At 27.9% G+C, this 21,677-nt stretch carries 19 protein-coding genes; 6 read left to right on the top strand and 13 right to left on the bottom strand.

Annotated features, from left to right (window positions below; all coding sequences use genetic code 11):
- Nucleotides 1–25: 25 nt before the first annotated feature.
- The 6 genes from METOK_RS08040 to thiL all read right to left on the bottom strand — a co-directional run bounded on the left by METOK_RS08040 (nucleotide 26) and on the right by thiL (nucleotide 6,454).
- Nucleotides 26–2,419: a DEAD/DEAH box helicase gene (locus METOK_RS08040; RefSeq protein ID WP_013867722.1), complete on the bottom strand. Its 2,394-nt coding sequence runs from the start codon at nucleotides 2,417–2,419 to the stop codon at nucleotides 26–28.
- A gap of 47 nt (nucleotides 2,420–2,466) precedes the next feature.
- Nucleotides 2,467–2,943, bottom strand: coding sequence for an archease (locus tag METOK_RS08035; RefSeq protein WP_013867721.1), 477 nt, complete (start codon nucleotides 2,941–2,943; stop codon nucleotides 2,467–2,469).
- 85 nt (nucleotides 2,944–3,028) lie between these two features.
- The gene (gene rtcA, locus METOK_RS08030) at nucleotides 3,029–4,063 is read right to left on the bottom strand and encodes an RNA 3'-terminal phosphate cyclase (RefSeq protein ID WP_048058114.1); all 1,035 of its coding nucleotides are present in this window, start codon (nucleotides 4,061–4,063) and stop codon (nucleotides 3,029–3,031) included.
- A gap of 126 nt (nucleotides 4,064–4,189) precedes the next feature.
- Nucleotides 4,190–5,023, bottom strand: coding sequence for an NOL1/NOP2/sun family putative RNA methylase (locus METOK_RS08025; RefSeq protein WP_013867719.1), 834 nt, complete (start codon nucleotides 5,021–5,023; stop codon nucleotides 4,190–4,192).
- A complete protein-coding gene (artE, locus tag METOK_RS08020) occupies nucleotides 4,983–5,498 on the bottom strand; it encodes an archaeosortase family protein ArtE (protein WP_013867718.1) in 516 nt (171 codons plus the stop codon). The genes METOK_RS08025 and artE overlap by 41 nt, the downstream gene beginning before the upstream one ends.
- Nucleotides 5,495–6,454, bottom strand: coding sequence for a thiamine-phosphate kinase (gene thiL / locus METOK_RS08015; RefSeq protein WP_048058113.1), 960 nt, complete (start codon nucleotides 6,452–6,454; stop codon nucleotides 5,495–5,497). The genes artE and thiL overlap by 4 nt, the downstream gene beginning before the upstream one ends.
- 371 nt (nucleotides 6,455–6,825) lie before the next feature.
- Between thiL and METOK_RS08010 the strand changes: the two genes are divergently transcribed.
- The 3 genes from METOK_RS08010 (at nucleotide 6,826) to METOK_RS08000 (ending at nucleotide 10,225) form a co-directional block, all read left to right on the top strand.
- Nucleotides 6,826–8,133 carry a B12-binding domain-containing radical SAM protein gene (locus METOK_RS08010; RefSeq protein WP_013867716.1) on the top strand — a complete coding sequence of 436 codons (1,308 nt, stop codon included), beginning with the start codon at nucleotides 6,826–6,828 and terminating at the stop codon, nucleotides 8,131–8,133.
- Nucleotides 8,134–8,615: 482 nt separating this feature from the next.
- Nucleotides 8,616–9,797 carry a redox-regulated ATPase YchF gene (locus METOK_RS08005; protein ID WP_013867715.1) on the top strand — a complete coding sequence of 394 codons (1,182 nt, stop codon included), beginning with the start codon at nucleotides 8,616–8,618 and terminating at the stop codon, nucleotides 9,795–9,797.
- A gap of 131 nt (nucleotides 9,798–9,928) precedes the next feature.
- Nucleotides 9,929–10,225 carry a hypothetical protein gene (locus tag METOK_RS08000; RefSeq protein ID WP_048058112.1) on the top strand — a complete coding sequence of 99 codons (297 nt, stop codon included), beginning with the start codon at nucleotides 9,929–9,931 and terminating at the stop codon, nucleotides 10,223–10,225.
- 11 nt (nucleotides 10,226–10,236) lie between these two features.
- Here METOK_RS08000 and METOK_RS07995 read toward each other — a convergent pair whose 3' ends face one another.
- The 6 genes from METOK_RS07995 to METOK_RS07970 all read right to left on the bottom strand — a co-directional run bounded on the left by METOK_RS07995 (nucleotide 10,237) and on the right by METOK_RS07970 (nucleotide 17,371).
- Nucleotides 10,237–10,728, bottom strand: coding sequence for a YkgJ family cysteine cluster protein (locus METOK_RS07995; protein WP_013867713.1), 492 nt, complete (start codon nucleotides 10,726–10,728; stop codon nucleotides 10,237–10,239).
- Nucleotides 10,729–10,811: 83 nt separating this feature from the next.
- Nucleotides 10,812–11,498 (bottom strand): phosphatase PAP2 family protein, encoded by a 687-nt coding sequence (locus tag METOK_RS07990; RefSeq protein WP_013867712.1) that lies wholly within the window; start codon nucleotides 11,496–11,498, stop codon nucleotides 10,812–10,814.
- Between the two features lie 9 nt (nucleotides 11,499–11,507).
- Entirely contained in the window at nucleotides 11,508–12,563 is a 1,056-nt protein-coding gene (locus tag METOK_RS07985; protein WP_013867711.1) for a M42 family metallopeptidase, read from the bottom strand.
- Nucleotides 12,564–12,699: 136 nt separating this feature from the next.
- Nucleotides 12,700–13,098: a PIN domain-containing protein gene (locus METOK_RS07980; protein ID WP_013867710.1), complete on the bottom strand. Its 399-nt coding sequence runs from the start codon at nucleotides 13,096–13,098 to the stop codon at nucleotides 12,700–12,702.
- 16 nt (nucleotides 13,099–13,114) lie between these two features.
- Entirely contained in the window at nucleotides 13,115–16,108 is a 2,994-nt protein-coding gene (locus tag METOK_RS07975) for an AAA family ATPase (RefSeq protein WP_013867709.1), read from the bottom strand.
- 72 nt (nucleotides 16,109–16,180) lie between these two features.
- Nucleotides 16,181–17,371 (bottom strand): metallophosphoesterase family protein, encoded by a 1,191-nt coding sequence (locus tag METOK_RS07970; protein ID WP_013867708.1) that lies wholly within the window; start codon nucleotides 17,369–17,371, stop codon nucleotides 16,181–16,183.
- Nucleotides 17,372–17,652: 281 nt separating this feature from the next.
- Here METOK_RS07970 and METOK_RS07965 point away from each other — a divergent pair, with 281 nt between their 5' ends.
- The 3 genes from METOK_RS07965 (at nucleotide 17,653) to sppA (ending at nucleotide 20,339) form a co-directional block, all read left to right on the top strand.
- Nucleotides 17,653–18,513 carry an RlmF-related methyltransferase gene (locus tag METOK_RS07965; RefSeq protein ID WP_013867707.1) on the top strand — a complete coding sequence of 287 codons (861 nt, stop codon included), beginning with the start codon at nucleotides 17,653–17,655 and terminating at the stop codon, nucleotides 18,511–18,513.
- 176 nt (nucleotides 18,514–18,689) lie between these two features.
- Complete coding sequence (locus METOK_RS07960) at nucleotides 18,690–19,313, top strand: winged helix-turn-helix transcriptional regulator (RefSeq protein ID WP_157198889.1); 624 nt, start codon at nucleotides 18,690–18,692, stop codon at nucleotides 19,311–19,313.
- A 93-nt stretch (nucleotides 19,314–19,406) separates the two neighbouring features.
- Nucleotides 19,407–20,339 carry a signal peptide peptidase SppA gene (gene sppA, locus METOK_RS07955; RefSeq protein ID WP_013867705.1) on the top strand — a complete coding sequence of 311 codons (933 nt, stop codon included), beginning with the start codon at nucleotides 19,407–19,409 and terminating at the stop codon, nucleotides 20,337–20,339.
- Nucleotides 20,340–20,361: 22 nt separating this feature from the next.
- Here sppA and carA read toward each other — a convergent pair whose 3' ends face one another.
- A complete protein-coding gene (gene carA, locus METOK_RS07950) occupies nucleotides 20,362–21,429 on the bottom strand; it encodes a glutamine-hydrolyzing carbamoyl-phosphate synthase small subunit (protein WP_013867704.1) in 1,068 nt (355 codons plus the stop codon).
- Nucleotides 21,430–21,677 lie beyond the last annotated feature (248 nt).

Genomic DNA, 21,677 nt, shown 5'->3' with positions numbered 1-21,677 from the left:
TATTTATAACTTTAATATTTACTTTTTATTTTTCATATTTTTCAGTTAAAACTGACTTTATCTTTTTCGCCATTATTTCCCCAATACCTTCAACCTCTCGGAGCTCCTCCTCGGGAGCATTCACAATATTTTCAATAGTGCCAAATTTCATAAGTAAGTTCTCAGCAGTTAATGGTCCAACATCTGGAAAACTTTCGACTATAAATCTCTGTCTTTCCCTCAATGACATAGGTTTTTTTCCTGTTCTTATAGATACTGTTCTTTTAGACCTTAACTGCTCCCTTTCAGCCATCTTTATTAATATGTTTGCAGTATCTTCTGCATCCTTTGAAAATACCACAGGGATATTAAAATCGAGTATTATGGAAATTACTGCACCATTTACTATTTTTTCAGATAACCTAAAATAATTATTACCTTCAATGATTAAAACTGGTCTCTCATACTTTTTTAAATCCGTTAATTGTTTGAATAATCTCTTATCTATTATAGAGCTCTCAAAATCCTCAGCAGTTTTTCGCTCTACAATTACTCTATCGCTTACTATGTAATCCCCATTTTCAAGATTTTTAAACGTTAGCTCTGCTCTGTCAAATAGATACCTACTTACAATTTTTTCCCTATTATCCACTACTATTTTTATAGGTTTTTGAGTATTGATATCTGTATTAGGTTCTATATTTATACTTTCATTTTTATTTATACCCTCATTCTTACTTATATTTTTATTTATTTTATTTACTTCTTTTTTATCATTTATTTCATTTCCTTCGTTAATTTCTTTATAGGTTCCCTTATAAATTTCGTTATCACTTTCTTTATTATCTTCTCTGTTTATTATGTAATCAAGGGAATTTCTATCTTCAACAATGTATTTATCCCTGTATTTTTCTTCAAGTTTTTTATTCAATATATTTTGCATATCCTTTAAAATATTCTTCATCTTTCTTTCTTTATTTATTGCAGACCAATAATAGCCCTCATCCCTACTATTTTTAGTAATTAAAATAATACATTCTCCACCTTCACCTCTGGAAGCTCTACCTCTCCTCTGTATAAACCTTATTTCAGAAGGCACAGGCTCATAAAATATCACATTATTTACACTTATTATGTCAATACCTTCCTCAGATACGCTCGTAGATACTAAAACATTTATATTATCGTCATTTTTGAATTTTTCAACAGCTTCAACCTGTTTCTTTTGAGACATTCCTTTTCCATCTTTGTTTGATTGCCCAACAAAAGGTATTGCATTTATGCCATTTGATTCAAGAGTTTTTACGATTTTATCAACGGTATCCCTATATTGTGCAAATATGATTATTTTTTCCTTATTATTTTCTTTCTTATTTTGATTTTTATCTTCATCTTTTTTATTTAATATCCTATTAACAATTTCAACAAGTTTTTTCATTTTAGGATGTTCAATTTCAGAAGTTCTTAATTTATACACCGCTTTTAAAACCTTACTATCCCTTACAACAGCCTTTGCAGACTTTGTATTTTGACTTCCAAGTCTTTCATAATAGTTTAAAAATGCATCCTTTCCCTGACATTCCAAAGTTTCAATAGCATAATCAAGTTTTATAGCTTCGGAAGCCATTTTTATGAGCTCATATTTTGAGTTATCAGGTATGGTCATAATTTTCTTTTGAAGCATTAGGAGCTCCGATTTATTTATGTTAGTAGAATAAATTATTTTATTGTCTCTAAGCACTTTTAACCTTTCTTTGAAAGCACTTCTAAGTAAATTAATACATTCCTCATATTCCTTTGGTAGTTCCACCTTTACAGGTCTCAATTTAACGGTTTTTACATAATCCCTCACATCTGCATCGTCGTATGTTCTAATTTCCACATGTTCAATCCCCAAATTCTCACATATTTCAAGTATCTTATCAATATTTGACCCCGGAGAAGCCGTTAATCCAAGAACATGAGCCTTATTTCTAAATACCGATGCTACGAATGTATAAGAATGATTTCCTGTTGTATGATGTGCTTCATCGGCGATAAGAAGCATAAAATCATTGGTATTGACCCTATTTGCTACAATATCGTTTTCCACAATCTGTGGCGTAGCTATAAATATTTGTCCTTCTTCCCACATTTTTTTTCTTTTTGATGGTGCTATTTTTCCAGTTAAAACTATTATTTTATCCTCATCGATGTTTAAAAAGTTCTTTAAACTATTGTAATGCTGTTCCACCAATGGACGAGATGGAGCTACAATTAATACTTTTCCATCTTTTTTTGACAGCATTCCAGCAATTGTTAATGTTGCAATTGCAGTTTTTCCAAGACCAGTTCCTAAAACACACAATGTATTCTTTTTTAAAGCATTTGCAACAATTACCTGCTGATATATCCTTGATTCCATAGTATTTGGTTTAATAAATGGATGAGTAATATACATGAGCTCACCAAAATTTTATAAATCTTTAAATTTTATAAATCTAAATATTACAAATCTACAATATATTTTATAACATATTCGTTATTTTCTTTTTTAATTTCCATTTTATGGTATGTTATGGCTTTTACCTCTTCCTTAGTTTCGTGTTTTTCTTTATTTAGTTTTTCACCATAAGCCACACATTTTAAAATATATTTTTCGTTTTCTGAGTTGTATTTATCATGTTCTTTGCCATGTTCATTATCATTATTATTTCCTTCTTTTTTATATATTTTAATATCAAAATCTGAAAATACCAACTGCTCACTATCCATTATTATTAGGAGCTCCGTTAAAAAATCATATAACAAACTGTATAAATCCTCGGAATTTACTTCGATTTTCCTTTTAATTTTCTTTTCAACGGTATTTAGATTTACCATCAGGTTAGATAATGCTTTTGCAGATTCCTTAAACGCCTCTTCAAGTGTATCTCCTCGGGCAATAATACCCATATCTGCCATAGTTTCAAAGTATTCAAACATGTTTCCACCATTACTTCATAATTATTATTTAATTATTAATTATTTTAACTATATTATTATTATTATTTTTTAAAATATTCCCTAATTATTGCTTATTCTCATCGCATTTTATCAAATATCCGTTGCAATTATTTTTGCAGTATTTTGAGATATTAAATTTCACATCCAAAAATCTTTCAACCACATATATGTTTGTCAAAGTATGGTTTGTAATCTCAGAAACTCCAACAGTGGATTTGGAATAATATAAAAAGGGTATTATCTGGTCTCCCATGTATTTATCCAATGCCATGCCTGTTTTTATTTCACTTAATAAATTTTCCACTGCAATTTTTCCAACCATTTCAGACCTTAAACCCCTTTCACCTAAACACTGAGCTCCTACTGTTCCACATTTTAAAAATATCCCAACACCCGTGGATATGCCTTTTGTGTTTTCTATTTTTATATTTGCCATATAGCCGTTTTTCATAAGCACATCTGTTGCAGATTTTCTAATTCTCTTTGAAATACTTTCATCTAAATTCTGGTTAAAAACTATGCCTTCAACATACTTATTATTGGTGAGCTCCACTAAATCCACAGGTTTTAATGTCGATGGCCTTATTTTTAATTTAACCTCCCCTCCTCCTTCTGGATAGAATCCCCTTTTAATTATATCGACATTACCACAATATCCCATTTTACTCAATATATCTAAGGTAATATTTTTAACATAATCTATTGGTGGAGCATTTTTTACATTGGTTCCACCTTTTATAATTACATTTACAGGCTTATCTATTACAAGAGCCAAAGGTAAAAGTGTCTGTATTACCAATGAAACACTACCCGCTGTTTCAACATCTATCTTAAAATCCTTTGAAACTACCTTATTTGGATAAAACTCCAAAGTTTCAGAGCTCACATAAAGACCATCTACCTCAGCATTGCACAGTTTTTTAACTGCCTTAATGCATGCCACATGTTGATGAGCAAGCCCTCTATTTTTCCGTTTTTTTCTTATATTTATTATTCTAACAGGTTTTTGTGTTATTGCAGATAGTGAAACCGCTGTTCTAACGATTTGACCTCCCCCTTCTAAATAACTGCCATCTATGATAACAATATCGTTGTCCATATTGTCCATATTTTCCCATTTTCTTAATTATTATTATTTCTTTTAGTGTCATTTTTTATTATTATTTATTTCATTTTATTTATTTTATTATTACTTATTTTTACTCTTTTTCTATCTATTATTTTATTATATTTTTCTTAATTTTGCAATAAAAAACGGCTCATCTGGGGGAATTACCTTTAAAGTTCCGTTTAATTCTCCATCAATAACATTTATACCTTTTAAATTATCCTTAAATTCTCCAATATCAATTAATTCAACATCTCTTCGAGTATTTAATATATATTCAATTACTTCCTCATTTTCTTCAATCTCAGGTGAGCAGGTGCTATATACAATCTCCCCGCCCTCTTTTAACATATCGATACCAACATTTAACATATTTTTCTGCCTAAGAGCACAATATCTTATATCTCTTTTACTAACTACCCTATTTTTATCTTTTATTGGATTTCCCGTGCATGGAGCATCCAACAATATTTTATCAAATAGCATATTAAATTTTTTTAACCTCAATGCATCCATATTTAATAGTATAGTATTTACAATGCCCATTCTGTAAATATTGGATTTTAAACTTCTCATTCTTTTCCTATTTATCTCATTCGCTATTATAACCCCTTTGTTATTCATTAATTGAGATAAATGAGTTGTTTTTCCACCAGGAGCTGAACACATATCAAGAACAACATCATTTTCGTAAGGATTCAGCACCAATGCTGGAATTGTGGATGATATACTTTGCAGATAATAATATCCAAAGAGATATTCTGGTGTAGCACCCATTGAAAAAGGAGCTCCTTTAACTTTAAACATATAATCTAAAAATGTATCTTCCAACTTCACCTCTTTATTTTTCAGCCTATCTTTTAACTCTTTTGGAGTGGTTTTTAATGTATTTACCCTAATATACTGTGTTTCAATTATTTTTCTTTCTTCTACTTTTCCTTCTGCTATCATCATTTTCCCTCATTTTATTAAGTATTTTTAAATAAATCAATAATGCAATTATAGCCACTGTTGGAAATGTTATATATCCAACAATATCATGTATAATATGTAATTTATCAACGAATAACATCCCAAAAATTCCTATCAACACTATTCTTAAAATATTTCCGAAATAAACAAATGGCGACAATGAAAGTCCAACAATCACTTCTTTTATATTTCTCGATAATATTAATACCGATGCCAAATACACCGCAATCAATTCTAAACCTGTGCATGCTCCTATTATTTCTATTTTTAGGTTATTTAAATAAATATAGCACCCATTATATGAAGCATTTGTGAATAAATTTAAAATCAAATAACTTTGATATGCCACAAGGTTTATTAATTTATCCCCAAAAGGTCTTAAAATTAAAAATAGAATAATACAAAATAGAAAATACTTAATAAGAAATTTAATATTATTTTTTGAATTTGTTATTTAGACCACCTATGAACATACCCTCCAAATTTAAATGTATTACCATCTATATAACATCCATTATCTATAATTTTTCCTATTTTTATTGATTTAGTGCCTAACTTGCTGAGCTCCTCCTCGACATTATTATATCTTTTTGTTGTGAATAGGAGCTCCCATTCTTCACCACTATTTAAAGCTACATCTACTGGATTTAAATCAAATTTAGTGCAAAATTCTACCACATCCTTTGGAACAGCATTTAAAAGTTTTTTTGAAGATATTTCAAAGTTTCCCATATATTTTAAATCCTTTCCAAGACCATCCGATATATCACAGCAGGAAGTGATGTATTTATTTATAGCCACTCCCTCTTTAACTCTTGCCTTAGGTTCAGTTAATTTTTTTACAATGCTCGGATATTCATTTAAAAGATTTTTAAAAGTATTTTTATTGATTATTCCTTTATTTTTCATTTCAAGTATTTTAAACCCGCAATAAACCCTTCCAATATTATTTGTAATTACTATATCATCCCCAATTTCTCCATTTTCCCTATATACTGGGTTATCCGTAATCCCAAAGGCAGTTCCACACAAGGTGAGCTCCTTTGATTTGTTTGTATCCCCCCCAACAATAGGACATTCATATTCCTTTGCTATAAAATCCATCCCTCTTATAAGTTCTTCTATAAATGCCTTTTTTGGATAATCAAAACCCATTGAAACCACAATTCCCAAAGGTTTAGCACACATTGCAGCTATATCTGATACATTCGCCGTAATTACTCTCATACCAATTTGAAATGGAGTTAAAATCTCTGGAAAATGTGTAGATTTAAACATCATGTCTGTTGTAATTGTTAAATACTGATTTCCCAATTTAAAAACTGCACAATCATCTCCAATAGATTTTACAGCATTTCCTGTATATTTTATGTTGCTAAATATCGTTTTTATAATATCTAATTCATCCATAATATTTTTTATATTATTTTTATTACTTTTATTTCTATTATCCCTATTAGTATTCACGAGCTCACCTAATATTACACCTAATTATTAATTATTATAAAATTTTATTTTATTATTCAATAACTATATATATCAGTATTTTATAATATACTTTTGGTGGATGATGACCGGAGTAGCTTCTGATTTATGATGAAAGATGGGCGAGCTGACACCGCTTTTTTTAATGATATAACAATATTATTGAATTTATAATTTTATAATTTAAATTCTAAATTTATTTTTATATTTTTTATATAATTTTATTAATTTATAATTTTATATATATTATATAATTTATTCTAATTATTTAGGTGAGTGATTAATTTGTGGTATTTATGAAAAATGTAGCTCTAATTTATCCAAACAAATTTAAAGGGGGCATATCCTGCTTAGCTATGCATATCTTATATTATCATTTAAATAAATACCACGATATAAATTGCAATATGTATTTTATTGAAAATTACGAAGAGATAAGGAATAACAACGCCATAATTATCACACTCCAATATGAAAACGATTATTTTAATGTGGTCAATATAATAACTAAATTAAGACAAAACAACCCAAATGCTATTTTTATAGGTGGCGGTCCCTGTGCAATGGCAAATCCTTTACCATTAGCCAATTTTTTTGATGCCTTTGTAATTGGTGAAATTGAAGGCACGAATATTATGCATGAGCTCATACATGGAAAAACTGATTTGGATGGAGTATATTATCCAAAATTTGATGGGGTAAATAAAGAAGATTTTAGAAGGATAAAGCGAATTTACCCAAAAAAAATAACCACAGAGGATTATCCAACAAACCAATTTACTCATCCATCTGGTGCTTATGGGAATGCCTTTTTGCTTGAAATAGGTAGGGGATGCCCGAGAAGATGCAAATTTTGTATGGCAAAAAGCATATATTACCCGCCGAGATTTAGAAAACTTGATGACTTAAAGTATCTTGTAGATGAAGGTTTAAAGCATACAAAAACAAATAAAATTGCGTTAATATCCCCATCTGTTGGAGATTATAAACATATAATTGAGTTATGCCAATACATTAAAGAAAAGAATGAAAATATTTCAATATCTCCATCATCGTTAAGGGCAGATACTATAAAAGATGAGCTCCTAAAAATACTCAATCTCAAAACCCTTACAATAGCACCCGAAGCAGGAAGCGAGAGATTAAGAGAATATATAAAAAAGGACATATCTTATGAAGATATTTCAAATGCTTTGGATATTGCAAAAAATAACAAAATTGATAAGATAAAATTATACTATATGGTTGGACTACCAACTGAAACCAAAGAGGATATTGAAGAGATAATAACATTATCCAAAAACATCAAAAAGAATTTTAGAAAGGTGGAAATAAGCGTAAATCCATTTATTCCAAAACCCTATTCTGAATTTGAAAACGAACCATTTAATTTAGAATCAAAAAATAATATAAAGTATATTGAGAAATCCCTAAGAAAATCCAATGTAAAAGTAAATTATGAGAATTTTAACGCTATGGTTATCCAGTGTGTTTTATGTCGTGGTGGTGCTGAGCTCGGGAATTTACTAAAAAATTACAATAAGCCTATACAGTTTTTGAAGTATTTGAAAAAGAATGATATGTTAAGTGATTATTTAATGTAAATATAATATAAATATAAATTCTATTTTTCCATTTTTATTTATTATTTAATTATTTTATTATTATTTATATTTTATTATTTTTTAGCAGTATTTATCTATTTTTTTATAATTTTGCCATATATTTTATATTATATATCTAATTTTTTACGATAAATGACAGATTATTTTTTGCCCTCTTTGAACCGTAGAATTTTGAAACATTTTAATATAATTCTTTCCATTTTCCACCGGATTTATATATAGATAAATATAATGTAATTAATGATATATTTTTGATATGTTTAATATCTTAATTATCATTTATTATTCATATAATCACAATATCCCATTCATCAATAAAATAATAAATAATTAAAAAATAAAGAGCGTGAAAAAATACATAAAATCAAAGATTTTATATTTTTTCTCCCGGAGGTCGAAAAAATAATCGAAATCAGAAGATTTCGAATTTTTTCACTAATAAAAATAAAGAGCGTGAAAAAATGGCAATATTAGGACTTGTAGGAAAACCAAATGTAGGAAAATCAACTTTATTCAATGCAATGACTGAAAAAGTCGCAGATATTGGAAATTATCCATTTACAACAATAAACCCAAATATTGGAACATCATTTGTAACTTCCCCATGCCCCTGTAAAGAGTTGGGCGTTCAATGTAATCCAAACAATTCAAAATGTATTAACGGTATAAGATACATACCTGTTGAAATAATAGATGTTGCTGGGCTTGTCCCAGAAGCACATAAAGGAAAAGGTATGGGAAATAAGTTTTTGGATGATTTAAGGCAGGCTGATGCTTTTATAGTGGTTGTAGATGCAAGCGGTAAAACTGATTTAGAAGGTAATCCAACCGAAAATCACAACCCCGTGGAAGATGTTAAATTTTTATTGGATGAGCTCGACATGTGGATTTATGGGATACTTACTAAAAACTGGGATAAACTATCAAGAAAGGCCCATCAACAAAAAAATACTGCAAAATTAATTGCAGAACAATTAAGCGGTCTTAATATCTCAGAAGAACAGGTTATAAATGCTATTTGTAATTTAAACGATAACCCTACAAAATGGACTGATGATGAGCTATTAAATTTAGCAAAAACCCTTAGAAAACTTTCAAAACCTATGCTTATAGCTGCAAACAAGGCAGACTATCCCGGTGCAGAAGAGAATATTAAAAAATTAAAAGAAGCCTTTAAAGATTATATTGTAATACCCACATCGGCGGAGATAGAGCTCGCATTAAAAAGGGCTGAAAAGGCAGGCATTATTAAATACGACAGAGCTAATAATGATTTTGAAATAATAAGTGAATCATTAAATGATGCACAGAAAAATGCCTTAAACTATATGAAAGAATACTTAAAAAAACATAATGGAACAGGCATACAGGAACTCCTAAACAGGGCATATTTTGACCTATTAAATATGATAGTAGTTTATCCCGTAGAAGATGAAAACAAATACTGCGATAAAAAAGGAAATGTTCTTCCAGATGCTTATTTAGTAAAAAAAGGAACTACTGCAAAGGATTTAGCATTTAAAATACATACCGATATAGGAAATAAATTTATATATGCCGTTGATGCAAGAAAGAAGATAAGAATCGGTGCAGACCACGAATTAAAAGATGGAGATATAATAAAAATCGTATCTGCGGCTTAATTTTTTAATATTATTAATTATTAATTATTTTAACTTATTATTAATTTTATCTTTTAATTTTATCTATAAATTTTATTTATAAATTTTAAGGTGATATGATGGACGAAGAGACTAAAAAGATAATTAAAAATATGAAATGTCCAATATGTGGTGGGGATGACTGCATAAAAAAATCTGCGGTAGAGCTCTACCTAAATATGATAAAAATGTTCTTCAAATACCAAGAAAAAGATAGCGAAATTACCTATAAAAAATACCCAACAGTGGGAGAAATTGGGGAATGTAAAAAAACATCCAAAAGAATATGGCTTTGCCCTTATTGTAAGAAGCCTTTTGAATCAAACTACGAGCTCGGGAAGGTAGTAATTAAATGTCCCAACTGTGGCAAGACATTATGCATTCCAATTTCAAACAGAACCTTTTGCTAATATTTATTTTATTATTTATTCTTTTTATTTAATTTTTTATTTCTTTTTTTAAAATTTTTAAATAATTCATCAGGCGTAGGTTGTTCTTCTCCTAAATATTTAACAACAAGAGCTCCGTATTTTAAATATTCCTCTTCAACAGGTAAATTACCAATAAATAAACCTGGACAATTATTTAAAAACCATCCATCGTAGGTTAATATTAATTTTCCATTTTTTAACTGTGGAGAATAAGGTCTTAACCTACAAATTAAAGGTCTTACCTTATATATGGAGCATTTATTATCCTTTAAAAATATACATTTGCCTTTAACCTCTTTTAATTCACCGTATGTGCCATCAAAATATGTTAAATATTTCTTAACAGTTTCTTCAAAAGGTATTTTTAAATATCCGCTTATATTTGCTATGTCCTTTTTTGTTACTGTTGGAGAATCACAACACTTTCCACACATTAAACATGTCCAGGCTATACCTTTTGTATCAGGTTTAATTTTTTCCATATTTTCACTTATTTTATTTTTATTTTTTTAATTTTTATATTTATTTTTTATTTTCCTTCTTATTTTATATTTTATTTTATATTTTATTTTATTTTTTTAATTCCATAACATCCAGATAACACATTAATAGCATCATGTATCCTTAAATGGATATTTTTAGGCAATTTATAAAGAATATATGCAAATATTATTCCAGTAATTACATCAACTATCCAGTGCTGTCCCATAAATAATGTAGATATTGGAATTAATATGCCAAGTGCATAAAATAAATATTTTATCTTACTTTTTTCATCCTTAAAATGCAATGCCATAAGAACAGAATATGCCGTATGTAAGGAAGGAATTTCATAGGTGGGCTTTGTAAATATCCACAATAAACTATCATGCGTTAAATCATTAGCAACACCAACTTGAAATGGAGATTGAACTACAAAAAAGGTATATATCAAACCTGCTATAAGCCATCCAAGTGCAATATCTATTAATATCACATCTGATTTTAGATAATCCCTTTTTACAATTAAATAATAACCAATTCCTCCAACTATGCAAAATGTAAATGAATACAAATAAATTATTCTAAAAAACTCTATTAAAAAATAGGGCGAAGTTTGAAGAAGATGATAAAAATTGGCATTGCATAATGGGATATAATGTAAATAAGAAGTAAAATCAAAGGGGGAAATTATTTGGGAATACCACATCATTCCTCCCCACATAACATAGGCAGTAGGATAGGTAATTAATCTTGTTATTATCATCTTCATAGTATATCCCTATTGGAAATAGTTAGGTAATTCCTTAATACAGGAGCTCACCAACTTAACAGTTTCATTTAAATCTTTGGTATCAATTACCTCAACAGGTGTATGTATATATCTGGAAGGAACTGAAATAACTCCCGTAGGAATACCTTCTCGTGTTAGATATATTGCAGTAGCGTCTGTTGTTCCTCCTTCTCCAACCTCATACTGAACAGATATATTATACTTATTTGATACCTCTTTTACCATTTTTAAAACCTTTGGATGAGCAATTAAACCTCTTCCCGAAGCATCGATTATACCTACTGCTGGACCTTTTCCCAATTCAATAGGAGCATCTTCAAGTTTTATACCTGGATGGTCTCCACATATTGTTACATCGAGTGCAAATGCCACATCTGGATTAATGCCAAAAGCCGATGTTCTTGCACCCTTTAATCCAACCTCTTCCTGAACAGTTCCAACGAAATACACCTGACAGTTTAATTCCTTTTCACTTAATTCTTTTGCAACTTCCAATAAAACGGCACATCCTGCCCTGTTATCAAATGATTTACAGGAAACCCTATTATTACCGAGCTCGTCAAAATCTGATTTAAATGAAATCCATGAACCTATCTCTACACCCATTTTTTGAGCGTCTTCCCTATTTTTTGCCCCAATATCTATAAACATATCCTCATAGTTTATTAATTTGTTTCTTTCACTCTCTTTCATTTTATGTGGTGGTTTTGAACCTAAAACGCCTACTATATTTCCTTTATCTGTATGGACAATTACCTTCTGATTCAAAAGCATCTGGTCGTTTATTCCACCTATTTTTGTAAATTTTAAGAATCCGTTTTCATCAATATATTTAACCATTAATCCAATTTCATCCATATGTGCTGCAAACATTATTTTAGGTCCTTTATTTCCTTTTTTTGCTATTAAGTTTCCAAGTTTATCGGTATATACTTCATCACAGTATTTTTTAAGTTCTTTTTCCATTATATTTCTTATATTATCTTCCCTTCCTGAAATACCTTCTGCTGTGGATAATTCTTTTAAATAATCAATTACAGCCATTATATCACCAACTTTTTTATATTTCTATATTTTTTGATATATATCATTTATAATGAAATATATGCAGATACTATTTAACATTTATTAAATATTTTTATTAAATATCAAATTTATTATATTTATTAGATTTTAAATTTTAAATTTCCCTCAACTCAAAATAATTTTTTTGCTTAACAACTATTATAGGAATACCCATCTCCATAAGTTTTCTTTTTAATTCTTTGTCATTTGTGCATATTACTATTTTATTACCCTTATCCTTTTGATATTTAGCATAATTGATTATTATTTCATCGGCATATTTTCCAATATTGTAGTCATCTGTTTTATATTTTTTAATCAAAGAGAGTAATATATTTATGGAAAATTTTTCTTTACCCTTTAATTTAGTTTTGAGTTTTTCCAATTCTTCCATTATACAGCTTAGTATTATTACTTCATAATTACTTGAGAACCTACTGAGCTCGTAATCTATATTTATATTGTGCTTAATGGCGTATATTAAAAAATTTGTATCTGGTATTATCTTTATCATTCTATCCCTAAAAATATTAATCGTATATTACAGAGTCTTCTCCAATCTTCTTTATATTTATAATATTATTTGCCACCTGTTCCAGTTCATTGTGGTGAGATATAACAAAAACCTGTGAGATAGTTTTTATATTCCCAAAGACATTTAACAGTTTTTTACGCCTATCTTCATCAAGAAATGCCGTAGGTTCATCCAATATTATACATTGTAAATTATTGCATACAGCCTTTGATATTCCAAGCCTAAGGGCAAGAGATACTGCTATCTGCTCTCCACCGCTTAAAGTTTTTACTGGGAGCTCATCCACTATTATATCGTAATCATTTTTAATTTGGATATGACTGTAAGGGAGCTCGAACTCATTGAATATCTCATTGGTATATTTTTGAATAAGTGGAATATATTTTTCCCTTAAATACTGCTGAAATCCGTTCTTCGAAAAGACATTCTCTCTTATATCTTTTAAATAATCGATATATTTTTCCAACCGTTCCTTTTCTTTTTCTTTATTCAGTAATTTATTTAGATTATTTACATAATTTTGTAGGAGCTCAGTTTTAGAATTTAAATATGACTTTACCTCTACAATTTTATTATTTGCATCATTTAATTTATTAGATATTTTTTCATAATTCTCTTTCAATTTATCATGGTAGGTTTTATCATAATAATCCAAATTATCGATTTTTTCTAAAATATTGTTTTTACTATTGTTTAGTGTGTTTAACTCTTCATTTTTATCGGTTATAATCTCATTTACGGTATTTTCAAGCTTATTAATGTCTGTTTTATATTTTTTAGAGTAATTTTCAAGCACTGCAATGGCATTTTTATAGGTGTTATAAGGTTCTTTATACAGTTCCATTTCCTTTTCCATCTCTGATTTTTTTCTATTCAATTCAATGTAATTCTCTGCCTTTTTCTGTATTTTCTCTATTTCTTTTGAGATATTTTTTAGCTCTTCCTCTTTATTTATTTTATCATTTATTAACCTTAAAATATCCTTTAATTTCTCCAAATTATTATTTAACTCCTTTTCTTTATTATTTACCTTTGTTTTATCGTAATTACCAATTATTTTTAAAAGATTATTTTTATTATTTAATAGCTCTTTTTCATTTGTATTTTTTAAATACTCCACGCAAAAGTTATATTTATTATAATATTTTTCTAAATAATCTTTTTTCTTTTCTAAATCTTTGATTTCTTTTTCAATGTTTTCATATCTGCTAATTTCCTTACGGAGCTCATATAACTCATTTATATAATTATCCAAATCTTTATTTATATTATCTAAATTATCCTTTTTTTCCTTTAATTTACCATATTTAGCTTTTAATTTGTTTATTTTATTAATATTATTATTTAGTTCTTTTGATTTAGTATTGTAATCATTATATTTTTTTTCAAGTTTTTTTAACTGTTTTAATTCTTTTTCAATATTGCTGTGGTATGTGTTTAGGAGCTCCGCCTTTTTATTCTCATCAATATCTGACTGACAAACTGGACATTTATTATCTGTTTCTTCAAGTTTTTTTATGGCATCCTTTATCTGCTTTATTTTAGTATCTTTCTCGGTAATTAATTTGGTGAGATTCGTTATTTTTTCCGTTAAGTCATCGTGCTCTTTTACCAATTCATTTTCGGCATTTATTTTTTTCTCTATTTCATCAAAATTGGTAAGGTCTTTTAGGAGCTCCTCCTTTTTCTTCTTCAAGCTATCTATTTGAGAGTTTATGTTTTTCTTCTTTTCCTTTAATTTTTCAAATACTACAAGTTTTTTACTCAATTCATCCAATTTTTTAGCTATATCGATATATTCTTCATAATATTTTTTATTCTTATCTATTTCTTCCTTATTTTTATTTAATTCATCCAATTTTTTATTTAATTCTGTTAATTCCATTAATTTTTCCATAATATTATGTAGTTTTTCTAACTCTCCTTTAATACTTTCAATATCTTTATTTATCGTATCAATATCTTTATTTTCTGGATTAAGGTTTTTTAAATTCTCATTAATTTTCTTTAAATTATCCTCCAAAGTTTCCTTCTTACCGTTTAATTTATTGAATTTATCGTAATATTTTTTATAAGACTCAATTTTGTTGGATAACTCATTTAATTCCTTTTCAATTTCAATATATTTATTATATCCTTCGTTATTTTCCATTAAAATCTTGTTTTTGTATTTAATATCCTTAATATCATTTTTTAAATTATCAATTTCATTTTTAAGACTCTCTATTTTATGTTCCGTTTCTCTCAATATATTATTTAAATCGTTAAATTCCTTTTCTTTTTTATCATACTGTTTTAATTCCTCTTCCTTTTCTTTCTTTAACTTTTCAATATGTATATAGTTGTTTTTCAATATCTTTAATTCCTTTTCTTTTTCATCTATTTCTTCTTTTATATGTTTTATATTATCTTTTATATCATCGATTTGTTTTAACTCTCCTTTTATATATTCCAATTTACGGCTAAATTCACCAATAGCATTCCCCATCTCTCCCCATACCTTTTCATACCTTTCAATACCGAGAAGTGTCCCAATAAGTCTCTTTCTCTCGGCAGGTCTTAAATTTATAAGACTGTTAATCTCGCCCTGTTTTATATAAATTGCATTTAAAAATACCTTATGGTCTATTCCAAGTATTTCCTTTATTTTATTATTCACTTCACTGTTGGTTTCAGCATAAAGGCTATTATTTATATATAATCTATCTATGTTTCCTCCCTTGCCCCTTCCTCTTACAACTTTATAGGTATTACCTCCAATCTCAAATAGGAGCTCTATTAAAAATTGATTAGTTCCCCTCTTTATTAAATCATCAATATTGACATTGCTTACACTACCTCTTGCATACAGTGCATAATTCATGGCCTCAAATATCGATGATTTCCCGCTTCCATTATGACCTATTATGGTGGTAATCCCTTTATCAAAAGATATTTGAGTGTTCTTATGACTTCTAAAATTTCTAATATTAATAGCCTTTATAATCATTATTCCACCGATTCTATTTATTTTATTTATAAATTTTATTATTCGTTTTATTTACCGTTTTATAGCTTATTTTCATGTCGCATTATTGCCATTTATTATTTTTTTAAAATATTCATCAAGGCAAGAGTAAAGGTCTTTATCATTTAAAACCTCATTATATATCCCATATACAAAATCTATATCATAATTTTTGCTTTTAAGAAATTCCTTAAACAATTCATCCATATTTTTGTTTTGAATATCAATGATGGCATTTTCTATATCAGGTTCACTAATGGATAATCTGCTATAAAGTGCTTTTTTTGCTAAAATACTATGTAAATGCCCAAAAAATTCTTTAACAACACTGCTTATTACAACAGGATTTGATTTTGAGTTTAGTTCATCCATAAAACTTTCAAAATCATCTTTATCCTCAATCCTTTTATCAATTATAAAATCTCTGCATTTTATGTCTATTTTATGCACTTTTATGTCTATTTTATTAACATCCGATTTATCAAAATCTCCTCCACTCATATCCACCAAATAAAATCCTTTTCCATCATTCTCATAATCTCTATATTCATCATAAGACCTAATTTCTGTGGAACCGCTGTATGCAAAAACGCTATTTGTTCCATTTTTTTCTTTTGGACAATCTATATTGTTATTTACTGGTTTAAGAATTCTCTGATGAATATGCCCTCCTGCGTAATAGTTAAATCCTTTTGGAAAATTGTTAAGTTGGAGCTCATACATAGGTAAATTTGAATAGGAATATACACTTTGATGAAATAACAATATTTTTTTATTATACTGTTTTGATTTCTCTTCTATTAATTTATAGTCTTCAAAAAGATTGTTTATTTTACTTTTATAGGTAAAATCAGAGCCCCCAATAAATATCTCCTCATTACCTTTTCTAAAAATATGATATTTTTTATTGCTAAAAGTTTTTAAACTATCCCCTAAAACACCTTTTAATATTCTAAATGGCGAACCTTTGGAGCTCCTCTTTGGTAAATCATGATTGCCGTGGATAATATAAATAGGTATATTGTATCTTTTTAATTTATTAAATCCCTCCATTGCAGTGTAAATTGCATTAATTGATGGTTCTGGGCTTTCAAATAAATCACCGCTGTGGATTACAAAATCTGGTTTTATCTCAATTATTTTATTTATACATTCATTAAATGAATTGTAAAAATCTCTCTCCCTTTCATCCAAGTTATACTGTCTGTATCCAAGATGATTATCGGATATATGGACAAATTGCAATATTACCACCAATTTTAATTTAAATTTACTATTAAATATTAAATAATTATTTAAGTAATTATTAATGTTAATTATTTTATTTTATTATTAATTATTAACTACAACTATTATTTTATTTTTTATCGTTTTATTTATATTTTTTAATCTACTATTATTTTAATAGTTATATTATATTACTTTAATTTACTTTTTAATTTACTTTATTTATTTTAATTTTATTTATTTTAATTTTATTTATTTTTTATTTTTAATTATACTTATTACATCATTAAGGTGAAATTGTGGAATTAGGATTAAAAATAGAAGATGCAGTGAAGTTAAACAGAGAATTACAAAAATATGTTTTTTATAAAAATGGAAAAGCTAAACTAAATTTTAAAAATAAAGAAGCACTGTATTTATACAATAAAACAATTTTAAAATATCTATTTGGCTTAAACATGGAATTTCATAAAGATGCACTTATTCCTACACCGATAAATCGATACTTATTTGTTAAGAATGTATTTGAAAACTATAATAAGGATATACTTAACGCAAATAATGATATAGTTAAAGAAAATGTTAAAAATATCAAATACGACAATAATAACCATCACCCAATAAAAACAGTTTTGGAAATTGGAACAGGCTCTGCTATAATCTCCATCATAATGGCAAAATACTATCACTGTAATATTTATGCAACAGAGACAGTAAAGGAATATATAAATATAGCCAATGAAAATACCTTAAAAAATAATCTAAACAATTATATAATGGTAATTAATTCAAATAATAAAATAATCAAAGGTATAACTAACCTCACCCATAAAAAATTTGATTTAATAATATCCTATCCCCCATTTTATGACTCCAATTCTGTTCCATCAAAACGAAGTTTTGGCGGAGCTCATGCCACAGATATAGAGCTCATAGGTGGTGGAAAATATGGTGAAGAATTTTCTTTAAAAATCATTGAAGAAGGAGTAAATCATCTAAATAAAGGCGGATTGATTGCATTGATGTTCCCACATAAACCTATGGAAAGAAGAAAAGCCGTAATGGATAAAATAAAAGATTCAGGACTTATGTTAAAAACTTATGAAATAAAAACTGGCAAAAGGATAAGACATATTATTAAAGGATATAATATCAAATAGGTAATGAGATAATTAAAGGTAAATATATTAAATAATAATTAAAATAATGTAAATTATGGTGTATAAATAATATGTAATAATATGTAATTAAAATAATATAAAACTGATTATAACAAATTATATTAAAATATTAACAATTAATTAATTTAAATAATTAAATAATTATGGTGAAAACAATGGCAAGATGGACAGCATATAAGATATATCCTGAGGAATTTTTAAATAATGAGGTTAATGAAAAGGCACTAATAATAGATGGTAAAAGAATACATAGGGTTAGATTATTGGGGAAAGTAAAAAATATAGCAATTTCAACCATCATATCCTTTGAATTGGATGGCGTGGTTATTAAAGATTTTGAAAAAAAAGCAGAAGATATTGAAGAGGGGGATTTTTTAGATGTTATAGGTAGAGTAGGAGAATATGACGGTTCAAAATATGTTGCATTGGAAGTGTATAAAAAGAGAAATGATAATAAAGAAAAATGGAAAAAATTGCGAGCTCTTGAAATAGAAAAAACAAGAAAATATATGGAGGATGAAGAATCTGCATCACAGTATGAAGGTGGTGAAAAAAGTGATAATCCCATGGCTGATGAGGTATTGGAAGATATTTACAGCGAAGAAGAATCCCCAAAGGATAAAATACTAAATATTATAAATGAAAATGATGAAATAACCTATGAAGAATTGGTTGAGAAATTAAATATTGATGAAAAAGAACTCGATGATATATTAAGAGAGTTAATTGATGATGGAGAAATATACGAGCCTAAAACAGGAACATACAGAATATTATAAATTTATATTATATTTATATATTAATTTATTAAAATTTGACGTGAGTATAATAATATGAAGTATGTACTATTATGTAATAGATAGTGTGATGTTATGAAAAAGATATATCTCATAGTAGGCATTTTATTTATTTTAATGATTATGGTGGTTATAGCAATAGGTTTGCTTTTAGTGCCGAGCTCCGATAATATATTAAATTTTAAATCCGAAGGAAATATTGCCGTAATAAATATTGATAATGAGCTTGTTTTAAAAAATTCGGGTTCATCTGGATTATTTGGTAATAATAACCCTGATGTTAATGATTACATAGGAGCTCTAAATGATGCAGAAAATAACCCAAATATCAAAGCAATACTTTTAAAGGTAAATTGTCCTGGTGGGGAGGTTATAGCAAGCGAAAAACTTGCAAGAAAGGTTAAAGAGGTTTCTAAGAAGAAACCTGTTGTGGCTTATATTGAAACGCTTGGGGCATCTGGGGCTTATATGACTATTGCACCTGCAAATTATATTGTGGCTGAAAAACACTCTATTGTGGGTAGTATTGGGGTTAGAATGGATGTAATCCATTATTACGGGCTTATGAAAAAACTTGGTATAAATGCAACAGTTATAAAGGCTGGAAAGTATAAAGATATTGGTTCGCCATACAGACCTATGACGCCTGAGGAAAAGGCCTGTTTGGAAAAGATGATAAATGAAACCTATATGGATTTTGTTAAATGGGTTGCAGAAAACAGACATATGACAATAAATGAAACATTAAAGGCTGCCAATGGTAGAATATATTCGGGTAGTGACGCCAAAAAAGTTGGACTTGTTGATGCCGTAGGAACAGAAGAGGATGCTATAAATATAACGGCAAAGATTGCAAATATAAGCAATCCCAAAACTGAGGAATACACACCATCAAAACCTGCTGGAATTTTTAGCATGATGTCCAATATGGTTTATGACTTAGGATACGGCATTGGAAAAGGTTTTGGTGAAACTGAAAAAAGTAATATTGGTATGTATTACGAATAATAAAATAAATAAAATAATAAATTTATTTTTCTAACCCTAATTTAATCATCTCATCAAATAAAAACCTTGCATCGTGGGGACCTGGTCCAGCTTCTGGATGGTATTGAACACACAGTATATTTTTATCTTTTATTTTTAAACCTTCAACCGTGTTGTCGTTTAGATTAATATTAAATATTTCTGCATCTTTCGGCATAGATTCTCTCTTTGTAGCATATCCATGATTTTGAGATGTAATATATACTTTATCGTTATCTAAATTCTTCACTGGCTGGTTTCCGCCCCTATGTCCAAATTTCATTTTATAGGTTTCACCACCGAGTGCTAATGTAATGATTTGATGACCTAAACATATACCTGTAACAGGCACTTTTCCTATTAAGGACTTTACAGTGGATATTGTTTCTTTAACAGAGCTCGGGTCACCCGGACCATTTGATACCAATACAAAGTCTGGATTATATGATAATATCTTTTCTGCTGAGGTATTATAAGGCACACTAATTACTGTGCAGTTCCTTTCCAATAAACAATTTATTATACTTTTTTTGACACCGCAGTCTATTAAAACACATTTAGCTATTTCATTTTTTGCCTTATGGATTACAGGTTCTTTTATTGATACCTCAGACACCAAATCAATTTCGGACAAATCCTTATGGTTTTTAGCCTTTTCAATATACTTTTCAATTTCTGAATCATCAATAGGTTTTGATGAGGTTTTTAGCAGAGCTCTTACAACACCCTTAGACCTTATTCTTTTTGTAATAAATCTTGTATCTATATTATACAATCCTGGAATATTATATTTTTTTAGGAGCTCATCTAATTCATTTCCAGTTAAATCTTTTATAATAAATCCCTCTGCCTTTACACCATCCGATTCAAACCATAATTCTTTTACACCATAATTCCCTTCCAATGGATAAGTCATTGTAATAATCTGTCCTTTATATGATGGATCTGTGAGTATTTCCACATAACCAGTCATGCTTGTGTTAAATACCAGTTCCCCTAAAACTTCCTTTTCAGCACCGAATCCTTTTCCTTTTAAAACTGTTCCATCTTCTAAAACTAAAATTCCATACAATTTCTCACCATTATAATGTTAATAATTTTAATTTTAAATTATATTTTAAATTATATATTATAAAAATATATTATTCATGTTATCAGATTTATCATAAATAAGAATGATAATTACATTAAATGTCATGTCCAAATTATAAATGTTATATCCATATCTAAATTATCCTTAATATATTTAATATTAATCTTTTATTTTATTTTAGATTAATATTTAAATAATCCAAATACTAAATACTGTATGAAATTTAA

Source organism: Methanothermococcus okinawensis IH1, from assembly GCF_000179575.2.
Taxonomy (GTDB): Archaea; AGJL01; Methanococci; order Methanococcales; family Methanococcaceae; genus Methanofervidicoccus; species Methanofervidicoccus okinawensis.
The sequence above is the reverse complement of the archived record's forward strand: the minus strand, read 5'-3'. Positions and strand labels throughout refer to the sequence as shown.

Excerpts from the sequence above, each read along its gene's own strand:
- METOK_RS07985 (WP_013867711.1), bottom strand. The coding sequence starts at position 12,563 with ATGGCTGTAATTGATTATTTAAAAGAATTATCCACAGCAGAAGGTATT.
- METOK_RS07975 (WP_013867709.1), bottom strand. The coding sequence starts at position 16,108 with ATGATTATAAAGGCTATTAATATTAGAAATTTTAGAAGTCATAAGAAC.
- METOK_RS08035 (WP_013867721.1), bottom strand. The coding sequence starts at position 2,943 with ATGTTTGAATACTTTGAAACTATGGCAGATATGGGTATTATTGCCCGA.
- METOK_RS07980 (WP_013867710.1), bottom strand. The coding sequence starts at position 13,098 with ATGATAAAGATAATACCAGATACAAATTTTTTAATATACGCCATTAAG.
- METOK_RS07990 (WP_013867712.1), bottom strand. The coding sequence starts at position 11,498 with ATGAAGATGATAATAACAAGATTAATTACCTATCCTACTGCCTATGTT.
- METOK_RS08040 (WP_013867722.1), bottom strand. The coding sequence starts at position 2,419 with ATGTATATTACTCATCCATTTATTAAACCAAATACTATGGAATCAAGG.
- METOK_RS08025 (WP_013867719.1), bottom strand. The coding sequence starts at position 5,023 with ATGATAGCAGAAGGAAAAGTAGAAGAAAGAAAAATAATTGAAACACAG.
- METOK_RS08010 (WP_013867716.1), top strand. The coding sequence starts at position 6,826 with ATGAAAAATGTAGCTCTAATTTATCCAAACAAATTTAAAGGGGGCATA.
- thiL (WP_048058113.1), bottom strand. The coding sequence starts at position 6,454 with ATGGATGAATTAGATATTATAAAAACGATATTTAGCAACATAAAATAT.
- METOK_RS08000 (WP_048058112.1), top strand. The coding sequence starts at position 9,929 with ATGAAATGTCCAATATGTGGTGGGGATGACTGCATAAAAAAATCTGCG.
- METOK_RS08005 (WP_013867715.1), top strand. The coding sequence starts at position 8,616 with ATGGCAATATTAGGACTTGTAGGAAAACCAAATGTAGGAAAATCAACT.
- rtcA (WP_048058114.1), bottom strand. The coding sequence starts at position 4,063 with ATGGACAACGATATTGTTATCATAGATGGCAGTTATTTAGAAGGGGGA.
- METOK_RS07960 (WP_157198889.1), top strand. The coding sequence starts at position 18,690 with ATGGCAAGATGGACAGCATATAAGATATATCCTGAGGAATTTTTAAAT.
- sppA (WP_013867705.1), top strand. The coding sequence starts at position 19,407 with ATGAAAAAGATATATCTCATAGTAGGCATTTTATTTATTTTAATGATT.
- METOK_RS07995 (WP_013867713.1), bottom strand. The coding sequence starts at position 10,728 with ATGGAAAAAATTAAACCTGATACAAAAGGTATAGCCTGGACATGTTTA.